The sequence below is a fragment of the Nitratireductor aquibiodomus NL21 = JCM 21793 genome (assembly GCF_000615975.1).
In the GTDB taxonomy this organism is placed as follows: domain Bacteria; phylum Pseudomonadota; class Alphaproteobacteria; order Rhizobiales; family Rhizobiaceae; genus Nitratireductor; species Nitratireductor aquibiodomus.
In genome coordinates, this window is sequence record NZ_BAMP01000007.1 from 36,525 (window position 1) to 52,717 (window position 16,193).

Genomic DNA, 16,193 nt, shown 5'->3' on the forward strand with positions numbered 1-16,193 from the left:
ACGCCTCAGCCTCTGTTTTGCGAACGGCCGAAGTGCTCTTCGATCCGCGACTGCATGAATTCGAGGCAGATGGACAGCATCCAGTAGATGAAAGCTGCAGTAATCAGCATTTCGATATGACGGAATTCGGTCTGCCCGAGGGTGCGAGCGAGATACATGATCTCCCAGACACCGACCACCGAAACCAGCGATGAATCCTTCAGCATCGAGATGAACTGGTTGCCCGTCGGGGGAATGATGACACGCATCGCCTGCGGGAGGATGACGAGAAACATCGTCTGATTGGGGCCGAGGCCCAATGCGGCCGCGCCTTCCCACTGTCCCTTGGAAATGCTCTGGATGCCGGCGCGGAAGATCTCAGTCATATAGGCGCCATAGCACAGCGAAAGCGCATGATGCCTGCCGGAACGGCATCGATGACAAAACCGAGCTGCGGCAGGCCGAGATAGATGATGTAGATCTGCATGAGCAGCGGCAGACCGCGAAACAGCGACGTGTAGAACGAGGCAAAGCCGAAGATGAGCCCGTTCTTCGATAGTTTTGCGATCGCGCCGAACAGGGCGATCGTGGTGGCGATCACGATGGAAAGCACCGAGATGTAAAGTGTTGTGACGACACCCTGTGTGACCAGAAAGCCAATCTTCTTGGCGATGAATTCAAAGCTCAGGTCAAAGGAGTAGAAGAAGGCGAGAAGCAGGGCGAAGAGCGTGACCCAGCTGACGATGATCTGCTGACGCCTGGGCAGAAGCGAGGCCGCGCGCCAGAAGGCGGTGATGATGAGGCGAGAACCAGTGCTCCGGACATGCTGTTCAGGAAGGAAGCGGAAGCGCCAGGTTCGCCAGCACCGTTCAATGCGCTCATCACGCCTTCGCCAGCGCCCAGGAAGTACAACACCATGGACATGGCAACCATGAGCAGGGCCTGGCCGCTCCAGTACATCGCGCGCGGGTAATCCAGCACCAGCCGGCCGATCAGCTCCATTTCCTCATCCTCCCTGTTGAGACCGCCATTCCTGCCATTTGTCCTGCATCTGCAGCTTCCAGAACGTTGCCTGTGCGACGGCGAGGCCGGCCGCCCCGCCGGCCCATGAAAGGCCGAATGGTTCGAAAAGGCGCAGTTGTTCCGGTTCGCCCAGGATGGCTTCCGCGACCACTTTTCCTCCGATGGCGGTCGTGTTCATGCCATGGCCGCCAAACGCGGTGCAGTACCAGACATTGGCGCCGAGGCTTCCGATCTGTGGCATGCGGTGGCGTGCATAAGACATCATCCCGGACCAGGCGAGTTCCACCTTCAGGTCGGTCAGTTGCGGAAAGGTCGAGGTCATCTCGGCACGCAGCTCGCGCGTCAGGGCTTTGGTGTCCGCTGCCCGCGTGGTGATGCGACCGCCCCACAGGATGCGCTGCCCGTCATCGACTAGCCGATAATAATCGCCCGCCCGCCGGTTGTCGCCGACCGCATGGCGGGTGCGGATCGCCTGCTCGATGAGCTCCGGGTTGCGTTCGCTGAGCATCACATAGGTGGCGATTGGCAGATAGGCGCGCTGCATCCGGCTGGACAGTGAACCGGTATAGCCGCCGGTGGCGATGACGAGATCGCGCGCACGGACTTCGCCATGATCCGTTTTTATCAGCGTCGACGCGCCTTTGCGCTCGTAGCTGACAGCGCGAGACTGTTCGAATATCTCTCCACCAGCCTTCTCCACCGCGCCTGCCAGCCCGTGCACATAGTTGAGCGGATGGAAATGGAAGGCCTGATCGTCGCGCAGAGCCTGGAAGTAGCGCTGACTGCGCAGCACTTCACGCACCTGCGAGGTGTCCATGAAGGCGAGGGGATAGTCGAAGCGCTCGCTCATGATGTCGGCATCGCGGCGCAGGCTTTCGCCCGTGTCATAACGAACCACGCTCATGATGCCGTGCTGTGGGTCGGCGTGACTTATGCCGAGAAGAGCGATGTGCCGGCGCACGAGTTGCATGCCTTCGATGGAAAGACGGTGTAGGTCATCGGCATGCGCCTGACCAACCATACCGGCAATGGCGGAACGACCGTGGGCGTAGCCGGGACTCACGAAGCCACCATTGCGCCCGGAAGCACCCCAGCCCAATCGGTTTTCTTCGAGGAGAATGACGCTTTTTCCGGCTTCTGCCAGATGAAATGCGGTGCTGAGACCCGCCAGCCCACCGCCGATGATGCAGCAATCGGCTTCGTGCAATCCTTCAAGGCGTGGTTTTTCGCCCGATGCGGTGAGCGTGCGGGCGTAGAATGTGTCGATATAATCCATGCGAACCCATCGATTGCCCCGCGGCAAGCCGCGGGGCTGGCAATGATGACTACTTGTCGCTGAAGTCTTTACCGTACCATTTTTCGGTCAAGGCACTCAGCGTGCCATCGGATTTCATCTCTTCGAGCACGCCAGACACTTTGGCGACCCATTCATCATCCCCCTTGTCGGCAATCACGACCAGAGGTTCGCGGAACGCATATTCGTTTTCGATAATGCGGACCTTGTAGCCGTTCTTAATGGCGTTTTCCGCGGTCTGGACCGGTGCGATCACCGCATCAAGGCGCACGCCCGCGCCGAGGCGCAGATCATCGAAAGGCAGCATGGAGGAAGCGTAGGTGCGGATTTCACCGGGCTCCACCTTGTATTCGATTGGAGGCATGCCCGGGGCATCGATCTCAAGACGACGGTTGATAAAGTCTTCCGATGTGGTTGCCGTTTCGACCCCGATCTTGCGGCCATTCAGCTGTTCGACGGTCTGAATGTCGGAGTCGGCATGCACCACATAAACATAAGGGCTGTAGTAGTAGATGCTGACGAAGTCGATCACCTTGGAGCGCGCCTTCGTCGGGGTCACCGATGCAACACCAATGTCATAGCGGCCTTTCCAGTGGCCGCCCGTCATGATTGCCCAGTCGGGCGTCTCGTAGGAAATTTCCACCCCAAGGCGCTTGGCGATCTCGCCGGACACATCGATGTCGAAGCCTGTGAGATTGCCGGAATCGTCAAGAAAGCTCTGCGGAGGCCAGCTCGCATTGGTGGCGACCACCATGCTTTTCTTTTCCATGACCCGATCGAGTGTTTCGCCGGCCATTGCGGTGCCTGTCAGGCCGAACAGCGCGATTGCCGTCCAGGTGCCAATGTTCAGTTTCTGTAAGGTCTTCATCACTTCCCCTCCCGGTTGTTGTTTATTCCTGTGGGCCCTCGCTGATCACGAGCAGAACCCGGCTCGCTGAATTCAGCCCAAGATCCTCGCGGATCACAGGGCTGGCGAGCGCCCGCGTCAGCCCGGCCAGTCCGGCGCCGCCTGACGGTGTGGTGGCAATCTCGCTTGTCTGTGCCAGCAGATCCGGCGCAGCCATCAATTGTTCTTCTGAAACGGTGAGTGTTTGGGCTTTGCTTGCCTGAAGTATCTTGAGAGCGGGCGCACTTGCGCGGCCACAGGAAAGCATGGATGCACAGGTGCGCAACTCGCCCGGAATTGTTTCGGGATACCCAAGCTCCATCGCAACCTGAACGCAGGCCGCATTCGCCGGTTCGACGACCACAACGGCGCCGGGCGCCTCCATGAAGGAATACAGACCACGTGCCATCGCGGCAGCCAGCCCACCGACGCCTGCCTGAATGAACAGATGCGTCGGTTTCTGCAAATCCTGTTGGGCATATTGCTCGCGGGCTTCGCCTGCGATCACGCCGTAGCCGGCCATGACATGGCCTGTCATCACATCGTTTTCGTTGTCGCTCGTATCGGCGACGAGAACCGCTCCTTCGGATTGCGCTGCGTGCGCGGCCGCATTGACGGCGTCATCGAAGGTTCCAGGCACGATGACGACCTGCGCACCGGTTTGCTCAATTCGGTCCACACGGGCCCGGGCGACTTCCGGATGCAGAAAGACCTTTGCCGGTATGCCGGTGTGACGGGCTGCAGAAGCCACGGCCAGCCCATGATTGCCATCGCTGGCGCAGACCAGAAGCCGCACTGTTTCACCGCCGGTCGCAATCGCCTCAAGACCGGCAAAAGTGCCGCCCAGCGACTTGAAACTGCCAAGAGGACGCCTGCTTTCATCCTTCAGGTGGATTTCCGCAACACCGAGATGCGCGGCCAGTTTCGGTGCCGAAGACAGGGGCGACGCCTGATAGGCGCTGTCCAGACGCTTAAGGCGAGCCATGATGAGATAATGATCCGGCGCGATGTTCATGAAGTCCTCCAACTCCCATGAGCTTACAGGCGTGATGCTATGCAATTCGCCTTATTTCGCTGTAAGGTGGTGCTTTCAGGCGCAGTTGAGGCAAAGAATGACTGAATCCGTCACCATCGATCACTTCGATCAAAAGCTTCTGGCCCTCGTCCAAAAGAACAATCTGCAACCCGCGCGCGAGCTCGCCGAGCTGTCGGTCTCTCCGAAAGCGCTGTTCTTCGGCGCCTGCGGCGTATGCGCAGCGAAGGGGTGATCGTGGCCGATGTCGCAGTGGTAAACCCCGCGATCGCGGGGGAAGCGGTCACCATTCACACGCTTGTCTCGCTCGAACGCGAGCGGTCTTTCGATCTTGATGCTTTCGTCCGCAAGATCAGGCAGCGGCCGGAGGTGAAGAAAATCTGGTATGTGACCGGAGAGGTGGATTTCGTGCTGCTTCTGCGTCTTCCGGGAATGGACCAGTATGCGGACTTCGTGCAGGAGGTCTTTCACGCAGATGAGAATGTGAAGTCGTTCAAGACCATTGTCGCCATCCGCGAGATCGAGACCGGCGGAGGCGTTTAGACACGGGTCCGGGCAAATTTCAGAATGCTGTCATTCGCATCGGGTAGACACATGTTGGAAACCGGAAGCGACATGTCACACATCATCTTTCTGCACGGTGCTTCGAGCAGCGGTAAGTCGACGCTTGCGCGGGCGCTTCAGGCCGAGATCGAACTGCCATTCTGGCATATATCGATTGACCATCTGCGCGACGCCGGGGTTCTCCCTACCAAGCGTTTCCGTTGCGGGGAGTTCGACTGGCACGCCTCAAGACCAGCCTTCTTCGAGGGGTTTCACAAGTCTCTGGCAGCTTATGCCGAGGCGGGAAACAATCTGATCCTCGAGCACATCCTTGACGATGAGCGATGGCTGCCCGGGTTGCAGTCGTTGTTCTCGCCGTTCGATGTGTACTTCGTAGGTGTTCACTGCCCTTTGCCTGTGCTGATCGAACGGGAGGCAGCGCGGGGAGATCGGCCCCAAGGCAGCGCGCGGCGTGATTTTGAAACCATCCATCTCGGGAAGACTTACGATCTGGAAGTTCAATCGCTGGACGGTGTTTCCCTTAATGCCGAGCGCATCCTGAACGGCTGGAGAACGGGACGGCGGAACTCGGACTTTTCAAGAAGTGCTGGCGCTGCCTGAGAGCGCTCAGTCCTCGAACAGGTGCTCCATCTCGAAGGGATCGGGAGCGGGTTTTTCAGGGACGGTGCCTTCCGCCATCCGCTTTTTGTGGTGGGTGAGCGAACACTCGATGGAACAGAGAATGCCGCGATCCGCCCAGTAGGCGGGGCCGTTTTCGATCAGGCCCTCATAATAGGTAAAGCCCGGCGTTCCGAACATTTTTCCGCATTCGATGCAGCGGTTCTTTTCCGGTCTTGCAAGCATTGAGGCCCCTTCCTTTGGAGGGTTTCTATCCTTCGGCCGGGAAGGCTGCAAGGTTTTCAACATTGACGTTTACGTAAAAAGAAACTAGCAATCTTGCGCCAAGGTATGATGGCGGGGGTGTGGTCGAGCGGCTAGATTTTGGTCCCGGGCGCACGCTGGACAGTTTGGAGCGCGCCGCACTTACAGGCGCTGTCGGGACATCAGGAGGATTGCAGCATGTATCGAGCCCCGGTCGACGAAATCGCCTTCACCCTGAAACATGTCACCGGGTTTGCCGCTGATCTTGATGCTGGCCGGTTTGGCGATCTCTCCGAAGATCTGGTCGATGCGATCGTTGGTGAGGCCGGGCGCTTTGCGGCTGAGGAAATCGCGCCGCTTGCGAAAGTGGGCGACGAAAAGGGGGCGGTCTTAAAGGACGGCACCGTCACCACACCGCCGGGCTGGGCCGATCTCTACCGCCGCTGGTGCGAGGGCGGATGGAACGGCCTTGCAGCGCCGGAGGAATTTGGCGGGCAGGGCCTGCCAACGCTGCTTTCGGTTGCGGCCATCGAGATGTGGAACTCCGGCTCCATGGCCTTTGCAATCGGTCCGACATTGACGGTTGGCGCCATCGAGGCGCTTGAAAAGCACGCGACGCCGGAACTGCAGAAGACCTATCTCGAAAAACTCGTCTCGGGCGAATGGATGGGCACGATGAATCTGACGGAGCCGCAGGCCGGGTCCGATCTCAATGCGCTCAAGGCGCGCGCGGAACCGGTGGGCGACGGCACCTATCGCATCTTCGGACAAAAAATCTTCATCACCTATGGTGAGCACGATTTCACCGACAACATTGTGCATCTGGTGCTGGCAAGGCTGCCGGATGCACCGGCGGGAACGAAGGGCATTTCGCTGTTTCTCGTGCCAAAGTTTTTTGTCAATGACGACGGATCTTTGGGTGCGCGCAACGATGTCTTCTGCGCTTCCATGGAGCACAAGCTGGGCATTCATGCCTCGCCCACCTGCACTATGATCTATGGCGACGGCAAATTCGGCGAGACGCCGGGCGCTGTCGGCTGGCTGATCGGCGAGGAAAACCGGGGGCTCGCCTGCATGTTCACCATGATGAACAACGCCCGTCTGGCCGTCGGTATGCAGGGTGTGGGGATTGCCGAAGCGGCAACGCAGAAGGCGATTGCTTATGCGCAGGAGCGCCGGCAGGGCCGTGCCGCCGGTGCGCCCAAGGATGGCGGGATGAGCCCGATCGTCGAGCATCCCGACATCAAGCGCACGCTTTTGACCATGAAGGCAGAGACTCAGATGGCGCGTGCGATCACCTATGCGTGTGCCTATGCGATCGACCGGGCACGGCTTGGCGAGGGCGACGAAGCGACAGCCTGGCAGGCGCGCGCGGATATTCTGACCCCCATGGCGAAGGCCTTTTCCACCGATGTGGGCGTGGAGGTCGCTTCGCTTGGCCTGCAGGTTCACGGCGGCATGGGCTATGTGGAGGAGACGGGGGCTGCTGCACTCTACCGGGATGCGCGGATCGCGCCGATCTATGAGGGCACCAACGGCATCCAGGCAATCGATCTGGTGATGCGCAAGCTGCCGCTTCAGGGCGGTGAGGCGGTGGTGCGTCTTATCGGCGAGTTGCGCGCTGACCAGAAATCGGTTGCCGAAGCATCCGGTCTGGGGGCGACTGGCGCAAAGCTTGCAAACGCGCTCGATGATCTGGGGGCGACGACCGATTTCATGGCCGGTGCTTTGGCCGAGGGGCGTGTGAACGAGGCGCTTGCGGGTGCGACGCCCTATCTCCGCCTTTTCTCGCTCGTCATCGGCGTGGCCTTCAATGCACGGGCTGTTGCCAGCAACGAAAACCCCGGTCATGCCACGCTGGTGCGTTTCATGGCGGAGAACCTGCTTGGTGAGACAGGCGCGCTCAGGCAGCGTGTGATGGAGGGGGCGGAAAGCCTCGATGCGGCGGCCGACGCCCTGCTTTCGGCCTGAGGAGACGATCATGAGCGAGCATGTTCTCATTGAGCGGCGCGGTGCGGTGCAGGTCATCCGCCTCAATCGCCCGGAGAAGAAGAATGCCATCACGCGCGCCATGTATGCGGCAATGGCTGAAGCGCTGAAGGCGGGTGACGCGGATGAGGCGGTGCGCTGCCACGTGCTTCTGGGCCAGCCCGGCGCGTTTTCGGCAGGCAATGACCTTGCCGATTTCATGGCGGTGGCCGCCGGTGGCGAAGGCGGCGAGGAAGTCTATGATTTTCTTCTGGCGCTGGCCGGGGCGGGAAAGCCGCTGGTCTCGGGTGTGGATGGCATTGCGGTGGGGATCGGCACGACGATCCACATGCATTGCGACCTGACCTTCGCCACACCTGAAACCGTGTTTTCCACGCCGTTTGTGGATCTTGGCCTTGTGCCGGAAGCGGGGTCGAGCCTGCTTGGCCCTTCGATCATGGGGCATCAGCGCGCCTTTGCGCTGCTGGTCGCTGCCGAAGGGCTGCCTGCGGAAGACGCACGCGCGGCAGGGCTGATCCACCGCGTGGTGGATGAGGGCGAACTGGAGAGTGCGGTCTTCAAGGCGGCGGAGGCACTTGCCGCAAAACCGCCCGAGGCTTTGCGCATCGCCCGGAATCTTCTGCGCGGTCCGCGCGACCATATTGTCGCGCGCATCGGGGAAGAGGGCGAGCAATTTCGCGCGCGTCTGAAATCGGACGAAGCGCGCGCGGCCTTCATGGCTTCATGAGCCGCAAGTAGCAGTGGGCCCCGAAACGTCATCGCCGAAATGAGCTGATGACGTTGGGGGCAACCGCGCTCAGGGGTAAAGCCGCTCGGTTTGCCAGTCTCCCTTTTCGTCGCGGCTGAAGACGACGCGGTCGTGCAGGCGGAAGGGGCGGTCGTGCCAGAATTCGATGGTCTGCGGAACGATCCGGAAACCCGACCAGTGCGAAGGGCGCGGGATCGTGCCGATGGCGAATTTTGCAGTGTATTCGGCAACCGCTTTTTCCAGCGCGAAGCGGCTTTCAAGCGGTCGTGACTGTTTTGAGGCCCAGGCCCCGATACGGCTGCCGCGTGGACGCGAGGCATAATATTCGTCGGCCTCTTCGTCGCTCACCACTTCGACCGGCCCGCGAATGCGCACCTGCCGGCGCAGGCTCTTCCAGTGAAAGCACATGGCTGCTTTCTTTGCGCTCAGGACTTCCTGCCCCTTGGTGCTCTCGAAATTTGTGTAAAACACGAAGCCGCGTTCATCGAAGCCTTTCAGAAGCACCATGCGCACATTGGGCATTCCATCGGGGTCGACGGTCGCCAGAGCCAGCGCATTGGGATCGTTGGGCTCGGATTTGGTGGCGTCTTCAAGCCATTCGGCAAAGAGCCGAAAAGGCTCGTCGCGCTCCGTGAAGTCACCGGATTTTAACGTCTCGTCAATCATACTGGCTGCCTGTTCGCTTATTCTACGGGGAGAATGCCGATTGTCGGGGGCAACGCAAGCGCCAGTTCGGGGTATGGCCTTGGCTCTACGGCTTTCCCGGCGTCTTTTTTTTCCCGTGGCGGTCGCCCTTCTTGCCGGTTGCAGCTTGTCGGCCCTGGATCTGGAGGAGCCGGGCATCGACCCTTCGGTTGTGACCGGTTCGATTGCCCCCGCCCCGGAAACGACCCCGCCCGCACATCTGCCCGTGGGAACGGATGCGATGCTGCATGCGATGGTTGCCGAGATGGGGGAAATGCTCGACGGTGCGCCGCCGCTCTCCTGGGCCGATGAGGAAAACGGTGTGCGTGGTGTGATCTCTCACATATTTGATGACGGGACGTGCCGGCGCTTCGTGACCACGCGCGAAAGTTTCGACGGTATAAGCCTTTATCGCGGCACCGCGTGCCCAAGCCCGGAATTCGGGTGGCAGATTCAGGCTTTTGAAGCGGTTTGACGAACGAAACCGGTGGAAGGTCTGGAATTTCTTCCTAACCGAACGCATATAGTGAACAACATCCCGAATTCACGAGCGTTTTGCCCTATAATGGGGAACGACCAGGAACAGAGTTGCACATGCGCAATCCATATGACGTTTTGGGCGTGGCCAAAAACGCCTCGTCCAAGGAGATAAAATCGGCTTACCGAAAGCTGGCGAAGCAATATCATCCGGATCAGAAGCCGGACGATCCGAAGGCCAAGGAACGCTTTGCCGAGATCGGGCAGGCCTATGAGATACTGGGCGACGAGAAGCAGCGCGGCGCTTTCGACCGCGGCGAGATCGATGCCGAGGGCAAACCGCGTTTTGCTGGCTTTGAAGGCGCCGGTGCAGGTGGCGACCCGTTTGCGGGCTTCCGCCGTTCCGGCCGTGGCGGGCCCGGAGCCCAGCATTTCGAGTTCAGAAGCGGCGGTCCCGATGGCGCCGGCTTCAGCGGTGCGGACATTTTCAGCCAGATTTTCGGCGACGCATTCTCTCAGGGCGGCTCTGCAGGGCATGCCGGCAGGGGCGCCGTACGGCTGGTGGCACCAGACGTCCCACTGGCATGGGCGACCTGAACGCGACACTGGATGTCGACATTGAGGACGTGGCAAAGGCTGCCAAGGTGACGGCGATTTTCCCGGGTGGGCGGCGCATCGCGGTCAAGCTGCCACGTTATGTGGAGGATGGGCAGACCATCCGCCTCAAGGGGCAGGGCGAGGAGACGCCGTTCGGCGAGCGCGGCGATGCGCTGGTCAAGCTGCGTTTCAGGACGCATCCGCGCTACCGGGTCGAGGGGCGCGATCTGCATGTGGACCTGCCGGTGAGCCTGCGTGATGCGGTTCTGGGCGCGAAAGTGCCTGTCGAAACGCCGACCGGAAGGCTGGCGCTGACGGTTCCGGCGTGGACCAGCTCGGGCAAGGCGATGCGCCTCAAGGGGCAGGGGCTGCCGCGCAAGACCGAGGGCAATGGCGATCTCTACGCCCATGTCCAGATCATGCTGCCGGAGGGCGGAGACCCTGCTCTGGAGGCATTGTTCCGCCAATCTGCTTGATGCCTTGGCCGGGCTGTGCGATAGGGCTGCCGGTTTATCGCATTGCGCGACCGGAGAATCGCCGGCACGTGCGGGTGCAGAACACAGGATGATGAAGCGGCGCGCCTTCAGGTGAAAGCATGACGCTTCGGCAATTGAATTCGGAGAACCATTCCATGACCAATGGCAATGGCCTGATGGCCGGAAAGCGCGGACTCATTCTGGGGGTCGCCAACAACCGCTCGATCGCCTGGGGGATCGCCAAGGCATGCGCCAATGCGGGCGCGGAACTGGCGCTTACCTATCAGGGTGATGCTCTGAAGAAGCGGGTTGAGCCGCTGGCTGAAGAACTCGGTGCGATTGTCGCCGGTCATTGCGATGTGACCGACATGGACAGCGTGGATGCGGTGTTCAAGAAGCTTGAGAAGGAGTGGGGAAAGCTGGACTTTCTTGTCCATGCGGTGGCCTTCTCCGACAAGGATGAGCTGACCGGCCGTTATGTCGACACGAGCCGCGACAATTTCCTGCGCAGCATGGATATTTCGGTCTACTCGCTGACGGCGCTTGCAAAGCGCGCCGAGCCGCTGATGAGCGATGGCGGGTCGATCCTGACGCTGACCTATTACGGCGCCGAGAAGGTGATGCCGCATTACAACGTCATGGGTGTTGCCAAGGCAGCGCTTGAGGCGAGCGTGCGTTATCTGGCGGTGGACATGGGTGGAAACAATATCCGCGTCAACGCGATTTCGGCGGGCCCGATCAAGACGCTTGCCGCTTCCGGCATTGGCGATTTCCGCTATATCCTGCGCTGGAATGAATACAACTCGCCCCTGAAGCGCGTTGTCACCACCGACGAAGTGGGCGATTCAGCACTTTACATGCTCTCGCACCTTTCGCGCGGCGTGACCGGAGAAGTGCTGCATGTGGATTCAGGCTACCATGTCGTCGGCATGAAGGCGGTTGATGCTCCCGACATCTCCGTCGTGACGGAGTAGGCACGAAGGCGCATTGTGCTTCCATTGCTATACATCATTCGCCACGGCCAGACCGCTTGGAACGTGGAAGAGCGTCTGCAGGGACAGGCCGATACGGACATCAATGCGGTTGGTCAGGTTCAGGCCGACCGCAATGGCATCCGTCTTGCCGATCTTCTGAACCACGATGCTGACGGCTTCGATTTCGTTGCAAGCCCGCTGCGGCGCACACGCGAAACCATGGAGCGCGTGCGTGCAGGGCTTGGCCTTCCGCGCGAAGGCTATCGGACCGACCCGCGGCTGATGGAATTGAATTTCGGCGACTGGCAGGGCTTTACCTATGCCGAACTGGAAGCTGCCGAACCCGGCTGCACGGCGGGGCGCTCCAGCGACAAATGGGGTTTTGTGCCGCCCGGTGAAGCCGCCGAGAGCTATGAGACGCTCGCCGAGCGCGTAAAACCCTGGCTGGAAGAGGTGGAAGGCCCCACGGTGTGCGTGACCCATGGCGGGGTCATCCGGTCGCTCCTTTATCTTACGGGGCATGCTTCAAGCGACGAGGCCGCAGCACTCGTCATCCCGCAGGACAGGATTCTCCGGTTTGACAACGGCGCGGTGGACTGGCTCTGAAGCTTATTCAGGCAACAGCATGTCGGTGATCTGCTTCACGCCGTCATCGACTTCGCGGTAGGCCAGAATGACACTCATGCCCGGTTCGATGGCGGAGACGTCCATTTCGCCCGGCAGTTTGTAGGTCTGTCCATTGTCCAGGGTGATGGTCAGCTTCTCCGGGTCGACATTGGAGACCGTGCCCTCCGCATCAAGGGCGAAGGCGGAGGAAGCGAGCATGAATAAGCCCATTGCTGCAGCGAAAATGCGCATTCCATACCTCTCGGATTTCGACTTGGGCACCAGTTCTCGTGGCGCGGATTCGAACGATTTCTTAAACCACCTAAATGTGTCAAAACTTGCGCATTAAGCAATCCGGTTTGACCACATTCGCAAAGGTCAATAGAAGCGGGGCGACCGGCCGGCGACAACAGCGCAATGGTCGCTCTGTCTGATCTGTGGAAGCCTGCATTCATGTCTCACAACACATTCGGCCATCTGTTTCGTGTCACCACCTGGGGCGAGAGCCATGGCCCGGCCATCGGCTGTGTGGTCGACGGGTGCCCGCCGGGCATTCGTTTCACGCAGGCCGACATCCAGGCCGAGCTCGACAGGCGGCGGCCGGGGCAGTCGCGCTTCGTCACGCAGCGGCGTGAGCCGGACGCGGTGAAGATCCTGTCAGGTGTGCTGCCGGACGAGGATGGTGAAACGCTGATCACCACTGGCACGCCGGTTTCCATGCTGATCGAGAATGTCGACCAGCGCTCCAAGGATTACGGCGAGATCGCAAAACGCTACCGGCCGGGGCATGCCGACTACACCTATGAGACCAAATACGGTCTGCGCGACTATCGCGGTGGCGGGCGCTCTTCGGCGCGCGAGACCGCAACGCGGGTTGCTGCCGGCGCGCTTGCCCGCAAGGTGGTGCCGGGCATGACTGTGCGCGCCGCTCTGGTTGCCATGGGCGAAAAGGAAATCGACCGGGCGAACTGGACCTGGGATTTCATCGGTGATGCGGAAAACCCGTTTTTTACGCCGGACCCGAAGTCCGTTCCGGTCTTTACCGAATATCTCGATGGCATTCGCAAGGCCGGCTCCTCGGTGGGGGCAGTCATTGAGGTGGTGGCGGAAGGGGTGCCGGCGGGGCTCGGTGCGCCAGTCTATGCCAAGCTTGATCAGGATATCTGCGCCAATCTCATGTCGATCAACGCCGTCAAGGGCGTTGAGATCGGCAACGGTTTCGAGGCGGCGCGCATCACCGGCGAGGAAAACGCCGACGAGATGAGGATGGGCAATGACGGCACGCCGCGTTTCCTGAGCAACAATGCCGGCGGCATTCTGGGCGGCATCTCCACCGGTGAGCCCATCGTCGCGCGCTTTGCCGTCAAGCCGACCTCGTCGATCCTGACGCCGCGCCAGAGCATCGACAGGGATGGCAATGAGGTCGACGTTCTGACCAAGGGCAGGCACGACCCGTGTGTGGGCATCCGCGCCGTGCCGATCGCCGAGGCGATGGTTGCCTGCGCGATTGCCGATCATTACCTGCGCCACCGCGGCCAGACAGGCCGCATCTGACGGAGTTTTCTTGCATGCCCTATGACCAGAAGAAGGTCGTTGAAGCCCTGCGCGCCTTTGAGAAGGGCGAGATGGTCGTCGTCATGGACGATGACGGACGCGAGAACGAGGGCGACATCATCGTTGCGGCGGTGCACTGCACACCGGAGAAGATGGCGTTCATCGTGCGTCACACATCGGGCATCGTCTGCGCGCCCATGCCGCATGGCGAGGCGCGGCGGCTGAACCTTGCGCCCATGGTGGCCGAGAACGATGCACCGCATGCGACGGCCTTCACCGTCAGCGTCGATTTCAAACATGGCACCACGACCGGCATTTCGGCCGAGGACCGCACACTGACGGTGCGCAATCTGGCGAACCCGAATGTGGGACCGGGCGATTTCGTGCGTCCGGGCCATATCTTCCCGCTGGTCGCGCGTGAGGGCGGGGTGCTGATGCGCTCGGGCCACACGGAAGCTGCTGTCGATCTGTGCAAGCTCGCCGGGCTGCCCCCCATCGGCGTCATCTGCGAGTTGGTGAATGACGACGGCACCGTGATGCGCGGACCGCAGGTTTCGGCCTTTGCGGAGAAGAACGGGCTGATGCAGGTGTCGGTTGCCGATCTCATCGCCTATCGCCAGCGGCAGGAAACGCTGGTCGAGCGGGTGGCGAGTTTTGACATCGACACGCCAAGCGGGCCGGCAAAAGCGCATGCCTACACGCTTCCCTGGGAAGTGATGCAGCATGTGGCAATCGTCTTCGGCGACATTCGTGACGGGGTGGATATCCCCGTCAGGCTCCACACCGAGGATGTCATGGCGGATGTGTTTGGCACGGAGGAGCGCCTGCACGAAGCAATGAACGCATGGTCGGCCTTGGCCGTGGCGTTCTGGTCTATCTGCGCGAAGGCTCGGTGGGCGTTGCCCATGAGAACCGGCGGCGCCCTGCAGGCAGCGATCGCGAGGACCATGACGAGGCGCTGCGGCGGGAAAGCGAGTGGCGCGAGATCGGCCTTGGGGCACAGATACTCAAGGATCTCGGCATTTCCTCCATCAAACTGATGGCCTCGCGCGAGCGCCACTATGTCGGGCTTGAAGGCTTCGGCATCGAGATCGCCTCGACCGATATCGTCTGAACCCGGTGAAACAGGTCCGGCTCATCCGGACCTGTCTCCCGTCTGCGCCAGGCGGTTTTACTCGGCTGGCTGGAACGCCGTGTCAGCCCTGGCGCGGCGCTCGCCGGCGAGGCTCCTCTGGCCGAGCAGAACCGTCAACAGGGCCGAAAAACCAGCCGCCACCGAGACCCAGAAACCGTTCTGCGGCCCGAATGCATCGATCACCCAGCCGGCAACAAACGAGCCGAGCGCCATGCCGATGCCGATACCGGTCATGACCCAGGTAATCCCCTCCGTCAGCATGGCCGGCGACACGCGGCGCTCGATCACGCCGAATGCGGTAATGAAGGTGGGCGAGACGGCAAGGCCGCTAACGAACACCGCCACGGCGAGCAGAGGCACTGTATCGGCGAAGAGAAGCGGCAGCGTGGTGAAGGCGATGACGGCCACGGCGATCGCGAGCTGGCGCTGCAGGGGCATTTTGAGGTTGAGCGCGCCGATGACGATGCCGATCAGGAACGAGCCAACGGCGTAGACGCCGATGACGAGGCTGGCGGCACCTGGCTGGCCGAGGGCCTTGGTGATGGCCACGGAGCTGACTTCAGCCGTGGCGAAGATGGCACCGACGAAGATCAGGGCAAGTGTGACGATCTGGACCGAGCGCAGGCGGATCGCGGAATGCGCTGGCCCGTCTCCGGCAGGGCGTATGCCCGGTTCGGTGGAGCGCTGCAGCACGAAGGCCGCCGTGCCGAAGGCGAGGAAGAGCGTGCTGGCGAGCATCCCGGCTTCCGGGAAGAATGAGACGCTCAGGCCCACCGAAAGAGAAGCACCGGCGATATAGACCAGCTCGTCGGCGACCGATTCGAATGCGAATGCGGTGTTGAGCTCGGGGCGGCCATGGAAGATCTCCGTCCAGCGGGAGCGCACCATGGCCGGGATGCTGGGCATGGTTGCTGCGGCGAGAGCTGCGGCAAACAGTGTCCATAATGGCCAGTCGCGGTTTGCCGCGACAATGAGCACCAGAAACGCGATGACGGAAATCGTGGCGAACGGCGTCAGCACGGCGCTCTGGCCGCGCCGGTCGACGAGGCGGGATATCTGCGGTGCGACGAAGGCATTGGTCAGGGCGAAGGTGGCGGAGACGGCACCGGCGAGCCAGTATTCGCCATGGGTCTGCGATAGCATGGCGACGATGCCGATCGGCGCCATGGCAATGGGCAGGCGGGCGAAGAAACCGGCAGCTGCGAAGCCCTTGGCACCCGGTGCCTTGAAGATCTGGCGATAGGGGTTAGGCATTGGAGTGATCCTTGATGCGGAGTCGGGAGTGGTTTACATACGCGGCGTATGTGGGTTAG

Annotated in this window: 16 protein-coding genes and 4 pseudogenes; 11 read left to right on the forward strand and 9 right to left on the reverse strand. The window is 61.1% G+C overall.

What is annotated here, in order from left to right:
• Positions 1 to 5: 5 nt before the first annotated feature.
• The 5 genes and pseudogenes from JCM21793_RS23925 to JCM21793_RS03560 form a co-directional block, all read right to left on the reverse strand.
• Positions 6 to 757: pseudogene (locus tag JCM21793_RS23925) on the reverse strand (amino acid ABC transporter permease); the annotation flags it as partial.
• Positions 664 to 981: a hypothetical protein gene (locus JCM21793_RS31615; RefSeq protein WP_244439648.1), complete on the reverse strand. Its 318-nt coding sequence runs from the start codon at positions 979 to 981 to the stop codon at positions 664 to 666. The gene JCM21793_RS31615 and the pseudogene JCM21793_RS23925, both read right to left, overlap by 94 nt.
• 4 nt (positions 982 to 985) lie before the next feature.
• A complete protein-coding gene (locus JCM21793_RS03550) occupies positions 986 to 2,278 on the reverse strand; it encodes an NAD(P)/FAD-dependent oxidoreductase (RefSeq protein ID WP_025029479.1) in 1,293 nt (430 codons plus the stop codon).
• 49 nt (positions 2,279 to 2,327) lie between these two features.
• Positions 2,328 to 3,164 (reverse strand): transporter substrate-binding domain-containing protein, encoded by an 837-nt coding sequence (locus JCM21793_RS03555; protein WP_007009852.1) that lies wholly within the window; start codon positions 3,162 to 3,164, stop codon positions 2,328 to 2,330.
• A 22-nt stretch (positions 3,165 to 3,186) separates the two neighbouring features.
• Positions 3,187 to 4,197 (reverse strand): pyridoxal-phosphate dependent enzyme, encoded by a 1,011-nt coding sequence (locus tag JCM21793_RS03560; RefSeq protein WP_036539523.1) that lies wholly within the window; start codon positions 4,195 to 4,197, stop codon positions 3,187 to 3,189.
• A 105-nt stretch (positions 4,198 to 4,302) separates the two neighbouring features.
• On the opposite strand from JCM21793_RS03560, the pseudogene JCM21793_RS30025 reads away from it, so the two are divergent.
• From JCM21793_RS30025 to JCM21793_RS03570, 3 genes and pseudogenes are all read left to right on the forward strand, one after another.
• A pseudogene (locus tag JCM21793_RS30025) lies at positions 4,303 to 4,422 on the forward strand (hypothetical protein); the annotation flags it as partial.
• 30 nt (positions 4,423 to 4,452) lie between these two features.
• Complete coding sequence (locus JCM21793_RS23930; protein ID WP_244439649.1) at positions 4,453 to 4,758, forward strand: Lrp/AsnC family transcriptional regulator; 306 nt, start codon at positions 4,453 to 4,455, stop codon at positions 4,756 to 4,758.
• Positions 4,759 to 4,830: 72 nt separating this feature from the next.
• Entirely contained in the window at positions 4,831 to 5,379 is a 549-nt protein-coding gene (locus JCM21793_RS03570) for a chloramphenicol phosphotransferase CPT family protein (RefSeq protein WP_025029481.1), read from the forward strand.
• A gap of 6 nt (positions 5,380 to 5,385) precedes the next feature.
• On the opposite strand, the gene JCM21793_RS03575 is transcribed toward JCM21793_RS03570, so the two are convergent.
• Positions 5,386 to 5,622, reverse strand: a complete 237-nt coding sequence (locus JCM21793_RS03575) for a hypothetical protein (RefSeq protein ID WP_025029482.1) — start codon at positions 5,620 to 5,622, stop codon at positions 5,386 to 5,388.
• A gap of 216 nt (positions 5,623 to 5,838) precedes the next feature.
• On the opposite strand from JCM21793_RS03575, the gene JCM21793_RS03580 reads away from it, so the two are divergent.
• On the forward strand, positions 5,839 to 7,611 hold the full coding sequence (locus JCM21793_RS03580; RefSeq protein ID WP_025029483.1) for an acyl-CoA dehydrogenase family protein: 1,773 nt from the start codon (positions 5,839 to 5,841) through the stop codon (positions 7,609 to 7,611).
• Between the two features lie 10 nt (positions 7,612 to 7,621).
• Positions 7,622 to 8,356: a crotonase/enoyl-CoA hydratase family protein gene (locus tag JCM21793_RS03585; protein WP_025029484.1), complete on the forward strand. Its 735-nt coding sequence runs from the start codon at positions 7,622 to 7,624 to the stop codon at positions 8,354 to 8,356.
• Between the two features lie 69 nt (positions 8,357 to 8,425).
• Here the strand turns inward: JCM21793_RS03585 and pdxH are convergent, their stop codons facing one another.
• Positions 8,426 to 9,043 (reverse strand): pyridoxamine 5'-phosphate oxidase, encoded by a 618-nt coding sequence (gene pdxH / locus JCM21793_RS03590; protein ID WP_025029485.1) that lies wholly within the window; start codon positions 9,041 to 9,043, stop codon positions 8,426 to 8,428.
• 145 nt (positions 9,044 to 9,188) lie between these two features.
• On the opposite strand from pdxH, the gene JCM21793_RS03595 reads away from it, so the two are divergent.
• The 4 genes and pseudogenes from JCM21793_RS03595 (at position 9,189) to JCM21793_RS03610 (ending at position 12,191) form a co-directional block, all read left to right on the forward strand.
• Positions 9,189 to 9,536: an RT0821/Lpp0805 family surface protein gene (locus tag JCM21793_RS03595; RefSeq protein ID WP_162175209.1), complete on the forward strand. Its 348-nt coding sequence runs from the start codon at positions 9,189 to 9,191 to the stop codon at positions 9,534 to 9,536.
• A 119-nt stretch (positions 9,537 to 9,655) separates the two neighbouring features.
• Positions 9,656 to 10,611: pseudogene (locus tag JCM21793_RS23935) on the forward strand (DnaJ C-terminal domain-containing protein).
• Between the two features lie 155 nt (positions 10,612 to 10,766).
• Complete coding sequence (fabI, locus tag JCM21793_RS03605) at positions 10,767 to 11,585, forward strand: enoyl-ACP reductase FabI (RefSeq protein WP_025029487.1); 819 nt, start codon at positions 10,767 to 10,769, stop codon at positions 11,583 to 11,585.
• A 15-nt stretch (positions 11,586 to 11,600) separates the two neighbouring features.
• The gene (locus JCM21793_RS03610; protein ID WP_025029488.1) at positions 11,601 to 12,191 is read left to right on the forward strand and encodes a histidine phosphatase family protein; all 591 of its coding nucleotides are present in this window, start codon (positions 11,601 to 11,603) and stop codon (positions 12,189 to 12,191) included.
• A 3-nt stretch (positions 12,192 to 12,194) separates the two neighbouring features.
• Here JCM21793_RS03610 and JCM21793_RS03615 read toward each other — a convergent pair whose 3' ends face one another.
• A complete protein-coding gene (locus tag JCM21793_RS03615) occupies positions 12,195 to 12,443 on the reverse strand; it encodes a DUF1344 domain-containing protein (RefSeq protein ID WP_007009840.1) in 249 nt (82 codons plus the stop codon).
• A 201-nt stretch (positions 12,444 to 12,644) separates the two neighbouring features.
• Between JCM21793_RS03615 and aroC the strand changes: the two genes are divergently transcribed.
• Together aroC and ribB are read left to right on the forward strand one after the other, a co-directional pair.
• Positions 12,645 to 13,745, forward strand: coding sequence for a chorismate synthase (aroC, locus tag JCM21793_RS03620; RefSeq protein WP_025029489.1), 1,101 nt, complete (start codon positions 12,645 to 12,647; stop codon positions 13,743 to 13,745).
• Between the two features lie 14 nt (positions 13,746 to 13,759).
• Positions 13,760 to 14,859: pseudogene (gene ribB, locus JCM21793_RS23940) on the forward strand (3,4-dihydroxy-2-butanone-4-phosphate synthase).
• A 57-nt stretch (positions 14,860 to 14,916) separates the two neighbouring features.
• Here ribB and JCM21793_RS03630 read toward each other — a convergent pair.
• Complete coding sequence (locus JCM21793_RS03630) at positions 14,917 to 16,134, reverse strand: MFS transporter (RefSeq protein WP_025029490.1); 1,218 nt, start codon at positions 16,132 to 16,134, stop codon at positions 14,917 to 14,919.
• Positions 16,135 to 16,193: the final 59 nt, after the last annotated feature.